21 protein-coding genes and 1 pseudogene are annotated in these 21,448 nt (G+C 67.1%); 7 read left to right on the top strand and 15 right to left on the bottom strand.

Going from position 1 to position 21,448, the window contains the following annotated elements:
• Positions 1-10: 10 nt before the first annotated feature.
• Positions 11-688, top strand: coding sequence for a class I SAM-dependent methyltransferase (locus AB4879_RS04635; RefSeq protein WP_036345352.1), 678 nt, complete (start codon positions 11-13; stop codon positions 686-688).
• Here AB4879_RS04635 and AB4879_RS04630 read toward each other — a convergent pair.
• The 3 genes from AB4879_RS04630 to AB4879_RS04620 are packed head-to-tail and all read right to left on the bottom strand — an operon-like array spanning position 678 to position 3,734.
• Complete coding sequence (locus tag AB4879_RS04630) at positions 678-1,754, bottom strand: prenyltransferase (protein WP_370506648.1); 1,077 nt, start codon at positions 1,752-1,754, stop codon at positions 678-680. The two genes, AB4879_RS04635 and AB4879_RS04630, sit on opposite strands and share 11 nt — an antisense overlap.
• Positions 1,738-2,469 carry a class I SAM-dependent methyltransferase gene (locus AB4879_RS04625; RefSeq protein WP_102807595.1) on the bottom strand — a complete coding sequence of 244 codons (732 nt, stop codon included), beginning with the start codon at positions 2,467-2,469 and terminating at the stop codon, positions 1,738-1,740. The genes AB4879_RS04630 and AB4879_RS04625 overlap by 17 nt, the downstream gene beginning before the upstream one ends.
• Entirely contained in the window at positions 2,463-3,734 is a 1,272-nt protein-coding gene (locus AB4879_RS04620) for a glycosyltransferase family 4 protein (RefSeq protein WP_370506647.1), read from the bottom strand. The genes AB4879_RS04625 and AB4879_RS04620 overlap by 7 nt, the downstream gene beginning before the upstream one ends.
• A 189-nt stretch (positions 3,735-3,923) precedes the next feature.
• Here AB4879_RS04620 and AB4879_RS04615 point away from each other — a divergent pair, with 189 nt between their 5' ends.
• Complete coding sequence (locus tag AB4879_RS04615) at positions 3,924-4,637, top strand: MBL fold metallo-hydrolase (RefSeq protein ID WP_370506646.1); 714 nt, start codon at positions 3,924-3,926, stop codon at positions 4,635-4,637.
• 1 nt (position 4,638) lies between these two features.
• Here the strand turns inward: AB4879_RS04615 and AB4879_RS04610 are convergent, their stop codons facing one another.
• Positions 4,639-7,569 (bottom strand): aminotransferase, encoded by a 2,931-nt coding sequence (locus tag AB4879_RS04610; protein WP_370506645.1) that lies wholly within the window; start codon positions 7,567-7,569, stop codon positions 4,639-4,641.
• Between the two features lie 57 nt (positions 7,570-7,626).
• On the opposite strand from AB4879_RS04610, the gene AB4879_RS04605 reads away from it, so the two are divergent.
• Together AB4879_RS04605 and AB4879_RS04600 are read left to right on the top strand one after the other, a co-directional pair.
• A complete protein-coding gene (locus tag AB4879_RS04605) occupies positions 7,627-8,184 on the top strand; it encodes a nicotinamidase (protein ID WP_370506644.1) in 558 nt (185 codons plus the stop codon).
• A complete protein-coding gene (locus tag AB4879_RS04600; RefSeq protein WP_102807745.1) occupies positions 8,184-8,975 on the top strand; it encodes a ketosteroid isomerase family protein in 792 nt (263 codons plus the stop codon). The genes AB4879_RS04605 and AB4879_RS04600 overlap by 1 nt, the downstream gene beginning before the upstream one ends.
• A 12-nt stretch (positions 8,976-8,987) precedes the next feature.
• Here AB4879_RS04600 and AB4879_RS04595 read toward each other — a convergent pair whose 3' ends face one another.
• From AB4879_RS04595 to AB4879_RS04555, 9 genes are all read right to left on the bottom strand, one after another.
• Positions 8,988-9,809: a DUF1206 domain-containing protein gene (locus AB4879_RS04595; RefSeq protein ID WP_370506643.1), complete on the bottom strand. Its 822-nt coding sequence runs from the start codon at positions 9,807-9,809 to the stop codon at positions 8,988-8,990.
• Positions 9,810-9,819: 10 nt separating this feature from the next.
• Positions 9,820-10,608: a methanethiol S-methyltransferase gene (gene mddA, locus AB4879_RS04590; protein ID WP_370506922.1), complete on the bottom strand. Its 789-nt coding sequence runs from the start codon at positions 10,606-10,608 to the stop codon at positions 9,820-9,822.
• Positions 10,609-10,701: 93 nt separating this feature from the next.
• Positions 10,702-12,222: an HD domain-containing phosphohydrolase gene (locus AB4879_RS04585; RefSeq protein ID WP_370506921.1), complete on the bottom strand. Its 1,521-nt coding sequence runs from the start codon at positions 12,220-12,222 to the stop codon at positions 10,702-10,704.
• 74 nt (positions 12,223-12,296) lie between these two features.
• Positions 12,297-13,016, bottom strand: coding sequence for a hypothetical protein (locus AB4879_RS04580; protein WP_370506642.1), 720 nt, complete (start codon positions 13,014-13,016; stop codon positions 12,297-12,299).
• Between the two features lie 53 nt (positions 13,017-13,069).
• Entirely contained in the window at positions 13,070-13,726 is a 657-nt protein-coding gene (locus tag AB4879_RS04575) for a DedA family protein (protein ID WP_370506641.1), read from the bottom strand.
• A gap of 63 nt (positions 13,727-13,789) precedes the next feature.
• Positions 13,790-14,653, bottom strand: coding sequence for an ABC transporter permease (locus AB4879_RS04570; protein WP_370506640.1), 864 nt, complete (start codon positions 14,651-14,653; stop codon positions 13,790-13,792).
• Positions 14,654-14,719: 66 nt separating this feature from the next.
• On the bottom strand, positions 14,720-15,595 hold the full coding sequence (locus AB4879_RS04565) for an ABC transporter permease (protein WP_370506639.1): 876 nt from the start codon (positions 15,593-15,595) through the stop codon (positions 14,720-14,722).
• Between the two features lie 4 nt (positions 15,596-15,599).
• The gene (locus AB4879_RS04560) at positions 15,600-16,784 is read right to left on the bottom strand and encodes a spermidine/putrescine ABC transporter substrate-binding protein (protein WP_102810345.1); all 1,185 of its coding nucleotides are present in this window, start codon (positions 16,782-16,784) and stop codon (positions 15,600-15,602) included.
• 66 nt (positions 16,785-16,850) lie between these two features.
• A complete protein-coding gene (locus AB4879_RS04555; protein WP_370506920.1) occupies positions 16,851-17,969 on the bottom strand; it encodes an ABC transporter ATP-binding protein in 1,119 nt (372 codons plus the stop codon).
• Between AB4879_RS04555 and AB4879_RS04550 the strand changes: the two genes are divergently transcribed.
• Positions 17,955-18,086: a hypothetical protein gene (locus tag AB4879_RS04550; protein ID WP_286198897.1), complete on the top strand. Its 132-nt coding sequence runs from the start codon at positions 17,955-17,957 to the stop codon at positions 18,084-18,086. The genes AB4879_RS04555 and AB4879_RS04550 overlap by 15 nt on opposite strands.
• 172 nt (positions 18,087-18,258) lie before the next feature.
• On the opposite strand, the gene AB4879_RS04545 is transcribed toward AB4879_RS04550, so the two are convergent.
• The gene (locus AB4879_RS04545; protein WP_102810347.1) at positions 18,259-19,407 is read right to left on the bottom strand and encodes an acyl-CoA dehydrogenase family protein; all 1,149 of its coding nucleotides are present in this window, start codon (positions 19,405-19,407) and stop codon (positions 18,259-18,261) included.
• Between the two features lie 65 nt (positions 19,408-19,472).
• Between AB4879_RS04545 and AB4879_RS04540 the strand changes: the two genes are divergently transcribed.
• A complete protein-coding gene (locus AB4879_RS04540; protein WP_102810348.1) occupies positions 19,473-20,051 on the top strand; it encodes a TetR/AcrR family transcriptional regulator in 579 nt (192 codons plus the stop codon).
• Between the two features lies 1 nt (position 20,052).
• On the opposite strand, the gene AB4879_RS04535 is transcribed toward AB4879_RS04540, so the two are convergent.
• Complete coding sequence (locus AB4879_RS04535; RefSeq protein WP_370506638.1) at positions 20,053-20,859, bottom strand: SDR family NAD(P)-dependent oxidoreductase; 807 nt, start codon at positions 20,857-20,859, stop codon at positions 20,053-20,055.
• 331 nt (positions 20,860-21,190) lie between these two features.
• Here AB4879_RS04535 and AB4879_RS04530 point away from each other — a divergent pair.
• Positions 21,191-21,448, top strand: a pseudogene (locus AB4879_RS04530) (ABC transporter permease); the annotation flags it as partial.

The following is a 21,448-nucleotide window of genomic DNA, read 5'->3' as shown; positions in this document are numbered from 1 at the left end:
GGTTCGGATCATGAGCCGCACCGACACTGCCTCTGCAGCGCAAACTTCCCGACTTTTCGAATTGGCGGAGAACGTCGTGGGCTTCATGCCCGCCGACGAGGGACGTGCGCTGTACGACGCGGCGCTGCGCTACCTGGACGCCGGGATAGCGGTCGAGATCGGCACCTATTGCGGGAAATCCACGGTCATGCTGGGCGCCGCGGCCGCGGCGACCGGCAGTGTGCTGTACACCGTCGACCACCATCACGGCTCCGAAGAGCATCAGGCCGGCTGGGAATTCCACGACACCACGATGGTCGACCCGGTCAGCGGACGGTTCGACACCTTGCCCACCTTCCGGCGCACGCTGGACGCGGCCGACCTCGACGACACGATCGTCGCGGTGGTCGGCAAGTCTCCGGTCGTTGCGCGCGGCTGGCGCACCCCTTTGGATCTGTTGTTCATCGACGGCGGGCACAGTGAGACCGCCGCCCAACAGGACTTCGACGGCTGGGCCAAGTGGGTGGCCCCCGGCGGCACGCTGATCATTCACGACGTCTTCCCGGACCCGCGCGACGGTGGCCGTCCGCCCTACAACATCTATTGCCGCGCAATCGAATCCGGCCAGTTCACCGAGGTCGGCTGCACCGGTTCGCTGCGGGTCCTCGAGCGCACCTCGGGAGCCGCGGGAGACGTGGTCAGCGCCTGACGCATTCACAGTCGTACTCGCCCTCCAGGCCGCGCGGCAGGTCGGCGGCCCGGAAGATGGCGCTACCGCCGGTGGTCGACGACAACGCGTCGGCGGCCAGGATGACCGCCGCGGCGGTCCAGGTGGTCCGTTCGACCGGCCAGCGTTTCCCGTCGGCGAAAACCAGTCCGGTCCAGTAGGAGCCGTCCTTTTCGCGTAGGTGCTGCATGGACCTGAACTGGGTCAGCGCGCGCGATCGGTCGCCCATGGCGTCCAACGCCAGCACCAACTCGCAGGTCTCGGCTCCGGTGACCCAGGGCCGGTCGTCGACGCAGCGGATGCCAAGCCCGTCGACCACGAAATCGTCCCAGCGCTGGGCGATTCGGGCGCTGGCCTGCTGGCCGCGCAGCGCACCGCCCAGTATGGGGTAGTACCAGTCCATCGAATGGTGCGGCTTCTCGGTGAAGGCGTCCGGATGTTCGGCGATGGCGTGGCCCAGCCGTCCCAGCGCCACTTCCCATTCGGGTTGCGGATCGTCCAGCCGATCGGCGAGGGCCAGCGCGCAACGGATGCTGTGGTACACGCTGGCGCAGCCGGTCAGCAACGCCTCCTCGAGAACACCGGATGGGCCTTGGGCCCAATAGATTTCACCGGTCCCCGCCTGCAAACCGAGGACGAAGTCGATTCCCGCCCGGACCGTCGGCCACATGTGCTCGGCGAACCGGACGTCGCCGGTCACCAGATAGTGGTGCCAGACGCCGGCGGCGATGTAGGCACAGAAGTTGCTGTCGCTGTTGGCATCCTCGATCACGCCACGCCGGTACTGGATGGGCCAGGAGCCGTCGGCGCGCTGCTCGCGGCGGCACCATTCGTAGGCGGCGCGGGCGGGCTCGAGAAGGCCGGCCGCGGTCAGGGCCATCGCGCATTCGACGTGATCCCACACGTCGGTGTGCCCGATCTCCGACCAGGGGATCTCACCCGAGGATTCCTGAACGGCGGCAATCGATTCCGCTGTCTGACGACATTGCTGCGGCGTGAGGATGTCGGCTACGCCGGGCACACCCTCGAGATCACTGGGGCGTGGCATTCGTCAACGGCTTCTCGAAGTAGAGGGCCACACTCTTGCCGACCAGCGGATTGAGCGCGGATTCGGCCAGTCTGGTCAGCGCCGGCTGCGACATCATGTCCCACACCAGCAGCTGGTGATACGCCTTGACGGCCGGGTGGTTCGGCTTCTCCACGCCGACCGCACATTTGAGCCACCAAAACGGTGAGTGCAGGGCGTGCGCGTGATGGGAGTGGGTGAACTCCAGGCCACCGCGAACCAGTTTGTCGCGCAGTTCGTCGGCCTTGTAAATCCGGATGTGGCCACCCTCGTTGGCGTGGTATTCGTCGGACAGCAGCCAGCAGATCTTCTCGGGCAGCCACCGCGGCACCGTCACCGCGAGCTTGCCGCCGGGCTTGAGCACGCGAATCAGCTCGGCGATTGCGGTGTCGTCGGAGGGGATGTGCTCCAGGATCTCCGAGGCGATCACCACGTCGAATTCGCCATCGGGGTAGGGCAACGCCAGCGCATCGCCGACCACAACCTGAGCCTTGGCCGATGCGGGTGCCTCGCCGGCCTCGCCCATGGCCTGCAGCAAGGTGTCGACTTCGGCAAGTCCTTCGGCGTCCATATCGAAGGCGATCACATCGGCGCCGCGCCGGTAGGCCTCGTAGCTGTGCCGGCCGGCGCCCGCACCGACGTCGATGACCTTGGTTCCCAGTCCGACAGCGAGCCGGTCATAGTCGACGGTCAGCACGATTCGTCCACCGCCTCGACAGAGTTGGTCACGCGCCCGGTCCGGGCGATCGCCCGCTCGTAGACCCGTACGGTCTGAGCGGCCACCGACTCCCAGCTGAACACGTCGAGCGCACGGCGCCGGCCCGCGGTGCCCAGCCACTGACGGCGGGCGGGGGATTCCAGCAGCCGGCCGAGCGCGGCGGTCAGCTCCGTGACGTCGCCCGGTGTCACCAAGTCGGCGCACTCACCGTCGGGGCCCAGGACCTCCGGCAGCGCGCCGGCCCGACTCGCCACAATGGGGGTGCCGCTGGCCATGGCCTCCACCGCGGGCAGGGAGAAACCTTCGTAAAGCGAGGGGATGCAGGCGATTTCAGCCGAGGCGAACAGCCCGGCGAGCTCCTCGTCGGACAAGCCGCTGGAGGTGTGCACGATATCGCTGATACCCAATTCGGCGATCAGCTTCTCGGTCGGCCCGTTGGGCTCCAGTTTGGCCACCAGTTGCAACTCGAGGTCGTGCTCGGTGCGCAGCTTGGCCACTGCGTTGAGCAGGTGCCCGATGCCCTTCAACGGACGATCCGCGCTGGAGATCGCGATGATGCGGCCCGGCACCCGCGGGGCGTCCGAGGGCTTGAACAGTTCGGTGTCCACCCCGAGCGGCACCACGCGCAACTGCTGTGGGCTCACGCCGAAATCGTCGGCGATATCGGTGGCCGACGACGATGACACGGTGAGCAGGTCGGGAATACGGCGGGCGACTTTCTTCTGCATCTGCGCGAAGCCATACCACCTGTGCACCAACGGCTTTCGCCACCATTTGGCCGCGGCGAGGTCGAGAACGCGGTCCCGGGTGATCGGATGGTGCACGGTGGCCACGACGGGCAGACCCATGTCGGCGATGCGGAGCAGTCCGGTGCCCAGGCACTGGTTGTCGTGCACCACGTCGAACTCGCCGAGGCGGGCGGCCAGCAGCCGGGCGGCGCGCAGGCTGAAGGTGCGAGGTTCGGGGAAGCCGGATGTCCACATCGTGGCCAGTTCGAGTGCGTCGAAGCGGTCACGGATCTCGCTGGGGTGTGGCACCCGGAACGGGTCGGGTTCCCGGTAGAGGTCCAGGCTGGGAACCTTGGTCAGCCGAACCCGCGGGTCGAGGATCTCGGGGTAGGGCTGACCCGAGAACACCTCGACGTCATGGCCGAGTTCGACCAGTCCGCGGCTCAGGTGCCGGACGTAGACGCCCTGCCCGCCACAGTGGGTTTTGCTGCGGTAGGACAGCAACGCAATCCGCATGTTCACGCTCCTGCAACGTCCGTGACTGATACGGCTGAACTACCCGCCGAGCTCGCATATGTCATCGTGGAAGTAACCGGACACGGTCAGCGAACTGTCTGGACATGTGTCTGGACTATAATTCGCTTAGCTACACAGTGCAACGTAAGTGCCCGCTACCACCGTAGGCCAGGGTCTATCTTTCCTGTGATGCACCTCCTCTGGGAAACGCTGACCGATGGTGTATACCGCTGCCGGCTGGCCTTTCTCGACGTCACGGTCGGACTGGTTCGAGGCGAGCGTCGAAATTTGCTGATCGATTGCGGTACAACGCTTTCCGAAGCAGCCCAGATTGCCGACGACGTCGTCGACATCACCGGCGCTCCGGTGACCGACGTGGTGATGACCCACCACCATTTCGACCACATCCTGGGCTCGGCCGGTTTCGGTACTGCCGTCTTGTATTCGCCTGCCGCCGTGACCCGTGCGCTGACCACGGGAATCGGCGACGTTCGGGCCCACGCCCTGCGATACGGAGCCGACCCGGACCTGCTGGACCAGGCGATCGCCGGCGTTCGCGCCCCCGACCACACCGTGACAGCCGCCGACCTGGACCTCGGCGGCCGCAGCGTGCACGTCGAACTGCCGGGACCAGGCCATACCGACCACGACCTGGTCGTGGTTGTTCCGCCGGTAGTGGCAGGCGAGCGCCGGGTCGTCTTCTGTGGCGACCTGGTCGAAGAGTCCGCCGACCCGGCGATCGACGCCGGCTCCCATCTGCCGGCCTGGCCGCACGCCCTGGACCGGCTGCTCGAACTCGGCGGCGACGACGCGCTGTACGTGCCCGGGCACGGCGCGGTGGTCGACGCGGCGTTCGTCCGCGCTCAGCGCGTCTGGCTGGCGGCGCGCACCTCGTCGGGCTGACTCACCACCCGGTGTTCAGCACCCGGTCGAGCATGTCGACGAAGAAGTCCGCCGACTCCCGGGTGATGCACATCGGCGGTTTGACCTTCAGCACGTTCTGCCGGTCGCCCGTCGGCTGCACGATCACACCGAGCTCGAGCAGCCGTTCGCAGATCGCCGCGGTCTCGGAGACGGCGGGTTCCAGCGTGGTGCGGTCGCGGACCAGTTCGACGCCCATGTACAGCCCGCTGCCGTGCACGGTGCCGATCAGCTCGTGGCGGGTCGCCAGCTCCTCGATTCGGTCCCTGAGGTGGTCCCCGACGACCAGGGCGTTGTGCTGCAGGCCCTCTTTCTCCAGCTGGTCGAGCACCGTCAGGCCGACCACACAGGACACCGGGCTGCCGCCTGCGGAGGAGAAGAAGTAGCCCTGGGTGCGGTACCGCTCGGCGATCTCGCGGGTGGTGATGACCGCGCCGAGCGGCTGACCGTTGCCCATCGCCTTGGCCACGGTGACGATGTCGGGCACCACGTTTTGCTGCTGGAAGCTCCAGAACCAGCGCCCGGTGCGGCCGTAGCCGACCTGGACCTCGTCGGCGATGGCCAGCCCACCCGCTGCGCGCACCGCGGCGTAGACGGCCGTGAGGTAGCCGTCGGGCAGTGCCATCCCGCCTGCGTTTCCGTAGAACGGCTCACAGATGAACGCCGCCGGCGGATTGCCCTGTGCGGCAAGGCGTTCGATGATCTCCACCGCCTCGGGGGCGTAGCGCGCGGCGTCCGGCCCGCGATACTCGCCGCGGTAGGCGTTGGGGGAGGGCACGGTGTGGACCCAGCTCGGCCTGGTGGCCAAAGCGTTCGGGTTGTCGGCCACCGACGTCGACACGGCGTCGGTGGCGTACGTCCAGCCGTGGTAGGCCTCGGCCATCGAGACCACGTCATGACGCCCGGTCGTGGCCATCGCCAGCCGCAGCGCCAGGTCGCCGGCCTCCGAGCCGGAGTTCACCAGGAACACCGTGTCCAACGGATCGGGCAGGGTGGCGGCCAACCGCTCCGAGAGCGCCACCACCGCGGCGTAGTTGAATCTCGAATTGGTGTTGAGCCGCCGCCACTGGCGCGCGACGGCGTCGGCGAGCACCGGATGACCGTGGCCCAGGAGCGCGACGTTGTTGACCATGTCGAGGTAGCTGCGCGCCTCGGTGGACACCATGTGCTCGCGCCAGCCCCGCTCGATGCGGGGCGGATTGAGGTAGTAGTGCTCCTGGACCGTGGCGAACGAATCCGCCCGGCGCCGCCACAACGCCTCGCCGTCGTCGGCCGCGGCCGCCTCGGCGGGCAGGCCGAGCAGCGCGTTCGGGTTTTCCACCAGGCTCAGCCAGCCCGCGCCGTATTCGGCGCGAACGAAGTCGGGGACCTCGACGTCGGGACCGCTGCGCCACTGGATCCAGGCTCGACCCTCGACGCTGCCGAGCACTGCGCCCGCGGTGACGCTGCCGCCGGACCGGATCTCGTCATCGACGTGCAGGTGCCCGCGCACCTGCACCGTTCCTGCGGTGCCGGTGAGGGTGAGACTGTCGTCGGCGGTTGCGTCGATCACGCAGTCCCAGGGTGCGGTGATCGGTGACGGCACGGCCAGCCACACGTCCAGGCCGGTGCCGACGGTGGCCGACGACTCCGCACTCAGCGGCGCCGAGCGCGTCATACGGGGTTGGCCGAAGGTCGTCACGACCGCAGCGGCGCCGCCGGCCAGCGCCTCGGCAGCCAGAACGTCTTCGCAGTCCGCGCTCAGCCACCGGCCGGCATCCAATGCGTCGGCCTCTGACGACAGGTCCAGTCGCACCACGGAGTCTTGCGCAAGGCCGCCGATCAACGGGGTGGGCACGGGTGGCGGCTCGAGGGGCTGGGCCGCTCCGAGTGCCGCGCGGATGGTGGCGGTCATGACATCGGTGGGTACCTCGATGGCGCGTTCGAAGATTCGCCACTCGTAGTCCAGGGCGCCCGTGGCATAGGCGTTGTCGACGTCGATCGAGGCCTGGTGGACGCCGCTGACCACCAGCACCGCCGCCCGCAGCACGACCAGCGGCCACAGCGCCTCGACTTCGGCGGGGCTCAGCGGACGCACCGCGTGGAAGCCGGCCACGGCAGGCAGGGTCGCGACGGGTTCGCCGCCCTCGTGGCGCAGCAGCGAGGAGACCGCGATGGCCAGTTCGCCGACGGTCCACGACCGGGTGAGGTCGCCCAGGTCGATGACGCCGTCGGGCAGCCGGCCGCTCTCCGGTGGGCCGCACACCACGTTGTCGTCGGTGAGGTCGCCGTGGATCACCTGGACCGGCAGATCATCGGCGAGGTCGGCGACCACCTGCCACGCTGCGGCCGCGGCGGTTTCGACGGCCTCGCGGCGTCCGGGATCGGACATGTGCTCGGCGAGCACCTCGACAGTGCGCAGGGCGTGGCGCAGGTCCCACTGCAACACGCGGTCGACGCCGGCATGGTCGAAGTCGGCAAGGGCGCGGACGGTCCGGCCGGCCAGGGCTCCGAGCGCTGCCGCCCGCGCCGGCGTGAGGTACCCGTCGCCGCTCAAGGTGCCGCCGGCCAGGTGCGCGATGATCCTGGCGTACAGCGCCGCCCCGTTGCCGTCGAGCACCTCGGCGATCGGGTCGACGCCGGCAAACGCGAGGTTCGTCGCGGCGCGTACGTCGCAGCCGGCCTGAGTGAGGTACTCCGCCGCCGCGTCCTGCGCTTCGATCTCGATGCGGGAGAACGCCGGGTTGGCGATCTTGAGCACCCCGATCGGCTCGCCGCCGGGACGGCTCAGCAGGAAATTTGCGTCCTGCTGGCTGCCCAGCGCGGTCACCTCGCCGTCGATCCCGAAGTGCGTCGTGGCGATGTCATGGGCCTGCGCCGCGGTGATCGCCGGCACCGGCAGCTCCTCGGCCTGGAAGAAGTCGAACGGTGTCATATCGCTACGAACTGTACTGCGGGTGGACAGCCTCGGATCTGCCGATACGGTGGGCTGATGCGGGCGTTGATCATCGTCGACGTGCAGAACGATTTCTGCGAGGGTGGATCGCTGGCCGTCGCCGGGGCCGGCGACGTGGTGCGCGGGATCAGCGCGCTGCTGGCGCGTGACCACGGCTACGACCACGTGGTGGCCACGAAGGACTATCACGTGGATCCCGGTGCGCATTTCGCCGACCACCCCGACTTCAAGGATTCGTGGCCCGCGCACTGTGTGGCCGGGACATCCGGGGCCGATTTCCATCCCGAACTGGACACCACCCCGATCGAGGCGGTGTTCCACAAGGGCGCGCACACCGCGGCCTACAGCGGCTTCGAAGGCCACGTCGACCACACCTCGCTGGCCGACTGGCTGCGTACCCGCGGGGTCGACGAAGTCGACATCGCCGGGATCGCCACCGACTACTGCGTGCGCCAAAGTGCTGCCGATGCGACCCGTGCCGGCTTCAAAACCCGTGTGCTGGTTGACCTCACGGCCGGTGTCGCGCCCGGGTCGACCGCCGACGCGTTGGACGAGATGCGCGGTCGCGGGATCGAACTGGTCCACACCGCGTGATGGCCGCGCCCCGATCGACACTCATCGACGTGGTCGACCGCTCCCCGCTGATGGCGGCCGATCATGACCGTGCCGGCTGGGTCGGATTGTTCACCGATGACGGCCGGGTCGAGGACCCCGTCGGATCGCGGCCGCACATCGGCCCGCTGCAGATCGGCCGGTTCTACGACACCTTCATCGCGCCGCGGCGGATCGTTTTCCGGCACGAGGGCGACATCGTGTCGGACACCACCGTCATCCGCGATGTCGTCCTCGATGTGGGGATGGGTCCTTCTGTGACGATGCACATCCCGGCGGTGCTGCGTTACGACCTGCGGGAGGTCACCGATGAGTGGCGCATCGAGCGGTTGCGCGCCTATTGGGAACTGCCTGCGATGGTGGTGCAGTTCGCCCGCAACGGGGCGGCGGCGGCTCCACAGGCGGTGGAGCTGAGCCGCGCTCTGATCCGCAATCAGCGGTGGCGGGGGACGCTGGGGTTCGCCTCCGGGTTCCGGGGCGCCCGGTTCCGGGGCAAGCGAACGGTGCGCGGCTTCCTCGACGCGGTGACGGCCGGAGATCAGTTGCGGGCCTGGCGCGCCCTGGGCTCCGGAGCGCTGATCACCCGCGGTGAGCAGAACCCGATGAAGTTCGGTGCGTTCGTCGACGAGCTGGCCGGGGCATCGTGGACGAAGACCATCGCCGCGGGCTCGTCGGTGACGGCGTCGTTGCGCGGGCCGCGAACCGGCGTGCTGATCGCCGAATTGGGCACCGCCGGTGGGTCGATCACGCGGCTTCGATATTTCGCCGAGTAGCGGGCGCTTGCGCTACATCCGCGCGAAGCGAGACATGACGAAGCAGTACGCGCCGTAGGCGGCGAAGCCGGCCGCCGCCGCAATGAGCAGCACCTTGCCGAACGGGGCCTGGCCCAGACTCTTGACCGCGGCGTCCAGGCCGGCGCCCTTGGCCGGGTCGGCGGTCACGGTGGCAACCACCAGCAGCACCCCGGCACCGCCCAGCACGACGCCCTTGGCGGTGTATCCGGCGATGCCGAGCGGAGTGATCAGCGGGCCACCCCCGGTGACGGTGAGGTCCTCCTCGAACTTCGTCGAAAGGCCCTTATAGACGTGATAGCCGCCGATGCAAATGATCACGACCGCGGCGATGAGCAGAATGCCTTTACCCCAACCTGTTTGGAGCAGCCGCGCGGTCAGGCCGGTGTTCTGCTCCCTGCTCGACCGGCCGCCGCCACTGGCGAATCGCGCAGCGGCCAGTGCGATGCCGACATAGAGGACGGCCAGCGCCGCGGACTTGATCCGGTCGAACGCGTCGGAGGCACCGTCATGTTCGCGACCCGGCTCGGTGGGGTGGGAGCCGAGGATCGCCTCGGCCACCCGCCACAGCGCCAGCGCAACCAGGCCGCCCGCGGCGAGCCACAGCGCGACCGCGCCACCCGGCTGGGCGGCCAGCGTCGCCATCGCACCCGACTGATCGGCGTTTCCCGCCATGCCGAAAACCAGGTGCACGATGATGTAGGCGATCACCAGATGCAACACGCCACTGATCGCGTAACCACCCCTGGCCGCGAGTTCGAAGGGCCTGCTGCCAGTGGCTGCTCGCGCAGCACCGTGCATTGCATTGTCAGCCACGAAATTTGGGTTACCCCCGCGAAGCGCGGGAAAAACCGTCCGGCGCCGCGCCGGTCACCGGGCAGGACCGCGACCGCACACCGGGCACCAGCATCGGCACCTGCTTGCGGTAGTCCCGGTAGCTGTCACCGAGCTCGGCGATCAGATCGCGCTCCTCGAGCTGCAGGGCCATCAGGATGTAGCCGGTCGTACCGATCGCGAACACGAGATGACCCACGGTCATCACCGGAGTCGCCCAGAAGGCGATCAGGAATCCCAGCATCAGGGGGTGACGCACCAGCCGGTACAGCAAGGTGGCCCGGAATCCCGTCCGGCGGGGCGACGAACCGCGCCAGGCCGCGAACACCTGGCGCAACCCGAACAGCTCGAAGTGGTCGATCATGAAGGTCGCGGCCAGGACGGTGGTCCACCCCGCCGCGAACAGCGTCCACAGCAGCACCCGGATCGCCGGCTGGTCCACCTGCCAGATCATCCCGGGCATGGTCCGCCATTGCCAATACAGCAGCAGCAGAACAAGACTGGCCAGCAGAACGTACGTGCTGCGTTCCATCTCGTGCGGCACGAAGCGGGTCCACCACCGTTTGAAGGCCGGTCTGGCCATCACACTGTGCTGGACGGCGAACAGCCCCAGCAGCGCCGTGTTGATCACGAGCGCCAGGTCCCACGGGGTGCCGTCGATGCCATGGTCGACCGTGCGCGGCACAACGATTCCGCCGACGAAGACGACGGCGTAACAGAAGGCGACGAGGAAGACGAGGTAACTCGCCACCCCGTAGCCCGCAATCAGGATGCGGCGGATCCGCTCTCGCGCGGACGCTGGAATGTGTGTCATAGCCATGATGCTCGTCCCGGCGACCGCCGCCATCATGGGGCATTCGCCCCAACTGTCCGGTCAGCCCGATGGTTCCGTCAGGCCGTGGCGCAGCGCGTACATGCTCGCACCGATCCGGTTCGACACCCCGATCTTGGCGTAGGTCCGTTCGACGTGGTTGCGGGCCGTCTTCTCGCTGATCACCAGCGCGGCAGCGATCTCTTTGTTGGAGGCACCACGAGCCACCAGGCGCAGCACCTCGATCTCCCGGGGAGTCAGGCCGTCGGGCCGCGTCGCGGAACGTCGGCTCTGGTGCCCGCCCGCCTGTAGGACGGCCTCGGCCGCGACATCGTCGAGTTCACCGTCACGGATCCGGTCCCGGACCCGTCGAGCGGCCGCAGCGGGACTGAGCGCGGCGCGATAAGGCCTTGGCTCCAAAGCTGATTGGTAGGCGACTGCAGCGGCGAGCACCCGGTCTGGCATGCCGAGTGCGGAGCCCGGCAGGCTGCGCGGATAACCGGACCCGTTGATGTTCTCGTGGTGGTTTCCGGCGATCTGCGCGACCGATTCGAGCCCGTTGATCCGACTCAGAATACGGGTGGTGAGGTAGGGGTGCAGTCGCATCCGTTCGAACTCGGCCGCCGAGAGCCCGGCGGGCTTGGACCAGACCTGGTTGGAGACGCCGATGCGGCCGAGATCGTGGACGTGACCGGCGCGGCGGACACGTGTCACGGTGTCGGCGCCCAAGCCGATCGCCTCGGCGGCGTCACCGGCGAGCTGCGCGACGGCACGCGAATGGCCAAGTGTGAACGGACATTTCAGATCCACGAAATCGCCGAGCGCGACCAGCAGCTCGTCGAGGGACTGCGGTTGCAGCGTTTCGTGGCGATCCGGCGCGCACGACAGGGCGGCGTCCCAGACCCCGCCTGCGGGCGGGCCGGCCAGAATCTCGGCGGCGTATGCGGTGAAGACGTCCACCACATCGGGGTCGAACTGCTTGCCACGGCGTTGCGCGGCCATGTCCACGGCGGCGCTCACCCCGCCTGTCCGATGGTGCACTTCGGCCGTGTCGGCGAGCTGGGCCACCCGCATCTCGATCGGGATGTCCTCGCCACCGGTGCCGCTGGGCAGGCCGCTGCCGTCGAAGCGTTCGAAGCTGAACTCGAGAGCGTTCTGCACGCCGGCACCCAGGCCCATGCGGTCGGCGAGCAGTGCCGCCGACGTGCAGTGCGAGTGAATCATCGCCGACATGTTGCCCCGGGCGTTGAGAAACAACGTCGCGATCGAGGTCAGCCGCTGCGTGATCGGTTCCCCCCGGCCGATATTGGCGGCCAGGAACCGGTAGTAGGGCAGCCCCGCCCAGTCGACGTGGTAGGCGTCGCGGCGCACCGCGATGTCGTCACCGAACCAGCCTGCGAACTCGTGGGAGTCGGCGTGACAGCCGATCCACATCACCAGAGTGCTGTAGTACACGCAATCGCGTTGCTGCCGCTCGAGGCCGAGCCGGTCGGCGATGCGGGTTCCGATCAGCGCGGCCCGCAGCATGTGTTCGGCAGGCTGCCCGAGGCCGAGGTCGATCGCGACCGACAGAGCGGCCAGCATCTCGGCCCGGCTCGGCCCCCGCGACGGCGGCCCGGTGGGCGTCCTCGGCGCAGCCACGACCTCGATTGTGCTCCCTAACACGCTGGGGTGTGGCGCCGTGGGTCGAAACTGTCGAAGCGGGCGGTGCCGATCACGCACAGGCCGCGCTGCGGGAGCCGGAAATCGGCAAGTCTGCTCTGGGTGGCCAGCGGGGCGACCGCGCCGAGGCTGACGCCGTCGAACACAGCCCGCGAGCGACGGACCGCCCAGATCTGGCGCGGCGCCACGCGGAACGCCTGACCGTTAGGGGCGGAGCCGGCCAACCGCATTCCGCCGGTCCGCAACAGCGGGCCGGCGATCCGCCCCATGGCTTCGAGTACCGGGACACTGGTCCAGGCCCGTTCGGGCATGGCGTGGCCGAGTCGGCTGACGGCGTGGGTGATCGGCGTGCTGCGCATGTCGACGGACCACCGCAGTAGCCCGGGGATGGCGATGTCCAGGGACCAGGGGTCGGTCCAGGACATCGTGATGTCGCATTGCACGGCGGGAACCGTTGTGGCTGAACTGAAATAGCGCGAACAGCTCTGCTCGGCGGGTGTGGTGGCGTAGAAGGTCCATCGACCGTCTGGGTCGCGATGCCACACCGATCGGTAGGCGGGGGAGAACGAGGATGCGCTGAAATCCCGGTATGCCAGATAGTGCCCGGTGGCAAACGGCAGGCCCATGATGCCGAAGCCCCTGACCCGGTCGTCGGTGCCGGCCGGCAGACTCGGACGATCTGCGACGGCTCGCAATGCGCTCTGAGGTGTGGTCATCGGCCAATGCTCGCCTCCCACATCGACTTCGGGCATGGGGCAGTTGCCTCACATCACTCGCGCTTGCGCAGGGTCTCCCAATCATGCTCGGATTCGAGTTGGGCGATCAGATTGCGGGTGCGCTCCCGCAGTAGCAGGGTCAGCCCGACGCCTGCGACGATCGCGACGACCAGCGCAACCCAGGAGAACCGCGCCAGCCACTTCTCGGCGGCCAGACCGAGGTAGTAGACCACCGCGGTGGTGCCGCCCGCCCAGCAGACGGCGCCGGAGGCGTTGGCGGCGAGGAAGCGGCCGTAGTGCATGTGCAAGGCGCCCGCCAGCGGGCCGGCCAGGATCCGCAACAGCGCGATGAATCGGCCGAAGAACACCGCCCACACACCCCATCGGGTGAACAGCTGCTTGGCCAGCGCCACATGCCCGGGACCGAAGTGGTTCGGGAAGCGCTTACCGAGCCGCTCGAACAACCCCATCCCGAACCGACGGCCGATCGTGTAGCCGATCGAGTCACCGATGATGGCGCCGATCGTGGCGGCGGCACCCACCCACAACGGACTGATGTCGAGGGTGTGCCGGCTCGCCAGCAGGGCCGCGCTCACCAAGGCGATTTCGCCCGGCAAGGGGATGCCGAGGCTTTCCAGCCCGATGATCAGACCGACGACCAGGTACACCGCCAGCGGTGGGATGGATTCCAGTATCGCGTCGACGCTCACCCGCCAAGGATGCCGTACCCGTGCTGACTAGCGGACCGAACCGGTCGGTTCGCGTGTCGGAACTCAGGTGTCGCGTTTGCGCCGGTACAGCGTTCCCGCGGCCAGCAGGACGAGGCTGATCACCAAGATCGCGGTGGCGAGCACGTTGATCTGCGGTGGCACAGCCGCTTTCGTCGCCGCATTGACATAGAGCGGATAGGTCACCGTTGAGCCACTGACGAAGTAGGTGATGATGAAGTCGTCCAGCGACAGCGCGAACGACAACATGGCGGCCGCCACGATACCCGGCACGATCAGCGGCAGTGTCACCCTGAAGAAGGTGCGCAGCGGACTGGCTCCCAAGTCCAGCGAGGCGTCCTCCAGCGTCCAGTCGAACCCGCGGATGCGGGCCCGGATCGTCATCGCGATGAAGCTGATCTCGAACGCCACGTGGGCGATCAGGATTGTCGTGAAGCCGGTGGGCCAGTTCAGATCCAGGAACAGGGTCAGCAACGAGGCACCCATCACGACCTCGGGCGAGGTCAGCGGCAGGATCAGAAAGGTGTCCACCGCGGTGCGTCCGCGAAACCGTTGCCGGACCAGTGCGACCGCGACCAGGGTGCCGAGCACGGTGGCGATCGCCGTCGACACGGCGGCGACCTCCAGGCTCAGCTTGAGCGCGTCGGTCAGGGCCGGGTACTTGAACGGATGGGCCCAGTTGTCGAGCGTGAAGCCCTGCCAGGTGTAGTTGAACTTCCCGGCCGGATCGTTGAACGAGAATACGATGATCACCAGGATCGGCAGGAACAGGTAGAACAGCACCAGCCCGGCGACGATCCGCAGTGCCACATCGCCGATCTTGAACGAGCCGCGGAAATTGCGGCCGGGCTTGGCAAGCCCACCGTGATCCACCGTCTGCGCGATGGCCAACCCGGCTTCTGTTGTCATGCGCGATCCCGCTTCGCTTCTCGCTGGGAAGTCATGCGCGACCCCGCTTCGCTTCTCGCTGGGACGTCATACCAGATCCTCCGTACCCAGGGCCCGGGTGTACAGCAGCACACCGACCAAGATCAGCGCCATCAGCACGAAGCTCAGGGCGGCGGCGGCCGGATAGTCCTTGACCACCAGGAACTGCTTCTGAATGACGTTGCCGATCATGGTGTTCTGGGTGCTACCGAGGTAATCGGCATTGATGAAGTCGCCGACCGCCGGAATGAACACCAACATGCTGCCGGCCAGCACGCCGGGCGTCGCCAGCGGCAGGATCACCTTGCCGAACATCCTGCGGTTGGTGGCATAGAGATCGCGCGACGCCTCCAGCAGGCGGGCGTCGATCTTCTCCAGGCTCACGTACAGCGGCAGGATCATGAAGATGATCCAGTTGTAGGTCAGGCCTCCGATCACCGCCCAACTCGTCGACAGCAACCGCCCTTCCGGGGGCAGCAGATGCAGCGTGGCGAGTGCACTGACCACCCAGCCGTCGTCGGCCAGGATGGTCTTCCACGCCAGCGTCCGGATCAGGAACGTCACGAAGAACGGCAGGATCACCAGGCCCAGCAACAGGTTCTTGTACCGGCCCGCCTTGAAGGCGATGACGTAGGCCAGCGGGAAGGCCAACAACGCGCACAACACCGTGGCGGCCAGCGCGTAGCCGAACGACCGCAGGATCTGGTCGCGGTACAAGGTGAATGCGTCGCCGTAGTTGCCCAGGTCCCAGGCGAAGGTCAGCGTCGGCAGGTACACCGAGCCTTCCATCTTCGACAGCGATGTCCGGAACAGCGAGACGAACGGCACCACATAGAAGACGACGAGATAGGCCAGCGCGGGCAGGATCATCAAGTACGGAGCGAGTTTGCTCCGCTGCCGGTTACTGGTGGCTACACCGGCCATCAGATCAGGCGCCGGTGACGGCGGCGTAAGCGGTGTTGAACTCCTGGGTCTGTTGATCGGTGAGCGCAGCCCACGTCTTCAACTTGTCGAGGGTCTCCTTCGGCGGGTTGATCAACGGGTTCGCGGCCAGGCCGGGATCGATCTTGTTGAGCTCGTCGGTCATGTCCGACAGCACCGGCACGTATTGGGTGTGCGCGATCAGCTTGGCGTAGTTGGCCCGGTCGTAGACATAGTTGATCCACGCCTCGGCGGCCTTCTGATTCTGCGTGGTGTAGGGGATGACCATGGTGTCGACGAACGTGGTGCCACCGGTCTCGGGTACCACGAACTTCAGATCCGGGTTGTCCTTCTGCAGCTGCACCACATCGCCCGAATACGCTTGAGCGATAACGACATTGCCGGACGCCAGGTCGTCGGCGTAGTCGTTGCCGGTGAATCTGCGGATCTGGCCGGCGTCCTTCTGCTGCTTGATCAGAGCGACCGCCTTGTTCACGCCGTCGCTGGTCGGGTTCTCCACCGAGTTGCCCTGCGACAGCATGATCATGCCGAGCCCGTCCTGGGTGTCGGCGAGCAGGCTGATCTTGCCCTTGAACGCGGGATCCCACAGGTCGTCGATCTTGGTGATGTCGCGACCGGTGGCAGCCCGGTTGTAGGCCAGCGCCGTCATGCCGGACATGTAGGGCGCGCTGAACTTACGGCCCGGGTCGGCCTTGGCGTTGAGCAGGTCCTCACGCATGTTCTTCTTGTTGGTCCAACGGCTTTCGCTGATCCCGTTGAGCCAGCCCAGCCCGTTGAGCCGGGCCGCCATGAACTGGGTGGGCACCACCAGGTCGGCGCCGATGTCCTGCTTACGCGACAGCGGCTCCTTGTTCTTGGCGAACCACTCTTCGTTGTCGTTGTAGTCCTCTTTGTAGTCGACGGTGATTCCGGTCGCGGTCTGGAACGCCGCGACGAATCCGTCGGCCATGTACAGCGGCCAGTTCGAGATGCGGAGCTTTCCGGTGGCCGGCGAGCCGTCATCGGTCGGGGTGGCCGGGCCACTGGAGCTGCTCTTGTTGTCCGACTTACCGCACGCCGCGAGGAAGGACGGTCCGAGGACCAGTGCGGCTGCGGCGGCGGCGCCACCACCGATGAACCGGCGCCGGGACGCGTTCGAGGCAAAGATCCGGGAGTCATTCTCTGTGGCCATGTGCCGTAATGCCTTTCGTAAGGGGGAAGGTCGGAGGAGGAGCGGCGGTAGCGGCGTCGATGCGGTCTAGGAGTCGTCGAGCATGTCTTCGAGGTCTTCGGTGGTGGGGATGTCGGCGGCGGGCAGGACCAGAGATGCGTCGGGGGCCCAGGCCACGAACACGTCGTCGCCGGGACGCAACATGGGCAGATCCTGGTCGGTCCCGACGTGAGCCAGAATCGGGGCACCGTCCGCGCCGGCCAGCGACAGCCGCAGCACCGGTCCCTGGAAGGTCAAGTCGACGACCTTGGCGCTGACGGAGGCCACATCGCCGGTGGGCTGGTCCATCGACACCCGAACGCGTTCGGGCCGGACCATCAGGGTGGCCTGGCCGCCGGGTTCGATGGTGGTGTCACCGGGTCGGGCCTTGAGTTTGGTGCCCAGCACCTCAACTTCGACGAAGTCGCGGTTGACCCGGCCGGTCTGCCGGCCGTGCCAGAGGTTGGCCTGGCCGATGAAGCCGGCGACGAACACGGTGGCGGGACGGTCGTAGATGTCGTTCGGGGTGCCGATCTGCTCGACGTTGCCCTGGTTCATGACCGCGATTCGGTCGCTCATCGTGAGCGCTTCCTCTTGGTCGTGGGTCACGTAGACGAATGTGATGCCGACCTCGCGCTGGATGCGCTTGAGTTCGAACTGCATGACGTGACGCAGTTTGAGGTCCAGGGCGCCGAGCGGTTCGTCGAGCAGCAGGGCGCTGGGGTAGTTGACCAGTGCGCGGGCGAGTGCGACGCGCTGTTGCTGGCCGCCGGAGAGCTGGGCGGGCTTGCGCTCGGCGAAGTCGGTCAGCCGGACGACCTCGAGCAGCTCGTCGACGCTCTTCTTGACGGTGGCCTTGTCTTTCTTCTGACTACGCGGCCCGTAGGCGACGTTGTCCCACACCGTCATGTGGGGGAACAGCGCGTAGTGCTGGAAGACGGTGTTCACGTTGCGCTTGTGCGGAGGCACCCGGGACACGTCGACACCCTCGAGTCGAATCGCGCCCTCGGTGGGCTGTTCGAACCCGGCGATCATCCGCAGGGTGGTGGTCTTTCCGCAGCCCGACGGGCCGAGCATGGAGAAGAACTCGCCTGCGCCGATCGAGAAGTCGGCATCGGCGACGGCGACGTAATCCTCGAAACGTTTGACGACGTGGTCGATCTCGATGACCGGTGCGCCGCTGGCGCGTCGTGGTCCGGTGTGTCCGGGGGTCTGCTGGGTGGCGGTGGCGCCGGTGTCGGTCAGGGCCCGTCCTCCTTCATCCCGCGGGCCGGCGAGACATGACCCGTCGACTCCGCCCCTAAACGATTGCGGATTTGCGTGCTCTTCGCAACCGATTCCGCAACGAAATATGAATTCTTCGATGGATTCGCTCGTCGCGACCCGGTTTGGGGCACGGCTTTCGGCGCGGGCCCAGGTGGCTGAGGGTCCCCGCTGGGACGGATCGTAACCCGGCTCAGGCCGTCGTGAGCCCCCGTGCGATAACCAGGCGCTGGATTTGGTTGGTTCCTTCGAAGATCTGGGTGATCTTCGCTTCGCGCATGTAGCGCTCAGCCCGGTAGTCGCGGGTGTAGCCGACGCCGCCGAGCACCTGGACGGCGTCGGTGGTCACCTTCATCGCGGCATCGGTCGCCACCAGCTTGGCCACGCTGGCCTGTTGCGAGTACGGCAGGCCGGCATCGCGGCGCCGCGCGGCGTCCAGGTAGGTGGCCCGGGCGCTGGCCACCGCGGCGGCCATGTCAGCGAGCAGGAAGCCCAGCCCTTGATGGTCGATGATCTTGCGGCCGAACGTGGTCCGCTCGTTGGCGTAGGCGCACGCGTCGTCGAGCGCCGCCTGGGCGATGCCGACGGCGACGGCCGCGATGCCGAGCCGGCCCGAGTCCAGTGCACTGAACGCGATCTGCAGACCCTGGCCCTCGGCGCCGATGCGGCGCTCGGCATCGATGACCGCGTTGTCGTAGAACGCCGACGTCGTGGGAACCGCGGACAAACCCATCTTCTCTTCGGGCTTGCCGAAGCTCAGCCCGGGCTGATCGGCAGGCACCAGGAAGCAGGAGATGCCGCGCGAACCTTCCCCGGTACGGGCGAACAGGCTGTAGAAATCGGCCCGCCCGCCGTGGGTGATCCAGGCCTTCGAGCCGGTGATGACGTACCCGGGCGCCGCCTCGGAAAATACCGCTTTGCACCGCACGGCGGCGGCGTCCGACCCGGCCTGGGGTTCCGAGAGGCTGTATGCGCCGATCTGCTCACCGGACAACATGCCGGGCAGCCACCGGGCGCGCTGCTCATCGGTGCCGAACGCCAGCAGCGGGTGACACGACAGGCTGTGCACGCTGACTGCCACCGCGATCGCGGCCCAGCTCGCCGCTATCTCTTCGAGGACCTGCAGGTAGACCTCATAGGGCTGGCCGCTGCCGCCCCATTCCTCCGGTTGCGGCAGGCTCAGTAGCCCGGCCGCGCCGAGTTGGGCGAAAACCCCATCGGGGTAGGTCTCGGTCCGCTCGTGCTCGTCGACGATCGGGTTGAGCACGCGAGAGCAGATGTCGCGGGTCAACGCAATGAGATCCGCAGCGTCCGGGTTGGGGAGTAGTCGGTCGACGGGCATGGGCGGGACCTCTCGATTGATACTTAAAACAGTACTGGCTTACATCTATCAGTACTATTACGGCGATGGTCAACCGGTCGAGCTTCGGAACCCGGCGCCGCGGCGAATTGTTCGACTCACTTCTCGCGCTCTTTCTCGCCGAGGGCTTCGCGCACCTCACCCTCGACGACATCGCCGCCCGGCTGCGTTGTTCGAAGGGCACGCTTTACACGCTTGCCGGCAGCAAGGAGCAGTTGGTGCACGCCGTCGCCGTCCACTTCTTCCGGCGGGCCACCGACGATGTCGAGCAGGAGGTTGCCCGGGCCGGCGACGCACGAGCGCGAATCACCGCCTACCTCGCCGCGGTCGGCGCCGCGCTCGAAGTCGCGTCGGACCGCTTCATGGCCGACCTGGATGCGTTTGCGCCCGCGCGGGCCGTCTATGAGCAGAACACCGCGATCGCCGCCCGCCGGGTCAGCGAGCTGATCGCCGAAGGCGTTGCGACGCAAGAGTTTCGAGATGTGCACGCGGCATTCGCGGCGGACCTGGCCGCAGCGATGATGGTCCGCATTCAGCAGGGGATCGTCCGGTCCACCACCGGACTCGACGACGCTGCGGCCTACCGGGAACTGGCCGCCATCCTCACATCCGGAATCGACGCCTGACTCACATGTGGGCGCCGCCGTCGACCCGGACCTCGGTGCCCGAGACGAAGTAGGCATCCGGACTGCCAAGCATCGCAACGACGTTGGCGACCGCATCGGGCTTGGCGAAGATCTCGCCCTTGGGCAACGGCACCAGGGGAGCGACCCGGCCGAACAGGCTGTAGTCGACATCGTCGGGCAGCCCGGGGCCGATGCTCTGCTTCGACTCCCCGGTGCCGTCGGTCATGCCCGACGAGATCGAGCCCGGCTGTACCGAGTTGAACCGAATGCCGTCCTTGGCGAACTCGGCAGCCAATGCGTGCGTCATGGCCTGCACGCCACCTTTGGACGCGGCGTACGCCGACATATAGGGGTGGGCGAACGTCGCCGACGTCGAGCTGAAGTTCACCACGGCGGGGGCGGTGCCGGCCTTGAGCGCCGGGAGAGCTTCGCGGGTGACCAGGAAGGTGCCGACGAGATTCACCCGCAACACCTGTTCGAAGGCGGCGAGCGTGGTGTCCAGAAAGTGGTCCGACCGCAGGATGCCTGCCACATTGACGAGTGTGTCAAGACCACCGAGCGCGGAGATCGCCTCACCCACAGCTGATTTCACCGAGTCCTCGGAACCGACGTCGACGACCACCGTGGTCAGCCGATCGCCGGCGTCGCCGGCTTTGGCCAGGGTGTCCTTGAGTCCGGACTCGCTGATGTCGGCCGCCGCCACCCGGCCGCCTTCGTCGAGAATGCGCAGCACACAGGCCTGCCCGATGCCGGACCCGCCGCCGGTGATCAACACACGACGATCGGTGTAACGCTGCAAGGTCGCCATGGCGGATCTACTCCTGTTCGGTCTGCGATGAAGTCGCCCAACATTGTGGGCTGTGATCATCGGTGTGCGAAGTGGATCCCGCTGACCGGAATCGAGGACGACGGCTCGCGGGACCCTGAACGAGACACTTGCACCCGAGTCGTCTCGAATAGCTGGCGAGAAACAGCCACACCACCAGTCACACATCTCGATTGCCGAGATTCGCTACCGCGCGGGCGGTAAGTGCACTAATCTGCGTTGGCGTCGTTGAAACACGTTCCAGTTTTGGACCGGTTAGTGCCATGACGCTGGGGCGATGAACACGATGACGTTGGAGGTTCTGAAGACACCCATGGCTAATCCCACATCAAGTCGTTGGTCGCCGGGCATTGCGTTGAACGGGCTGTCGGGTCCGATGCAGGCTATTGGTGGCTTGTTTGCGATGTCGGCGGATGCTGTGCGGTTTGTGTTTCGGAAGCCGTTTCAGTGGCGGGAGTTTTTGGAGCAGGCGTGGTTTGTGGCGCGGGTGTCGTTGGCGCCGACGTTGTTGGTGGCGATTCCGTTCACGGTGTTGGTGTCGTTCACGCTGAATATTTTGTTGCGGGAGTTG

Origin of the sequence: Mycobacterium sp. SA01 (assembly GCF_041287105.1) — a bacterium.
In the GTDB taxonomy this organism is placed as follows: Bacteria; Actinomycetota; Actinomycetes; order Mycobacteriales; family Mycobacteriaceae; genus Mycobacterium.
The sequence above is the reverse complement of the archived record's forward strand: the minus strand, read 5'-3'. Positions and strand labels throughout refer to the sequence as shown.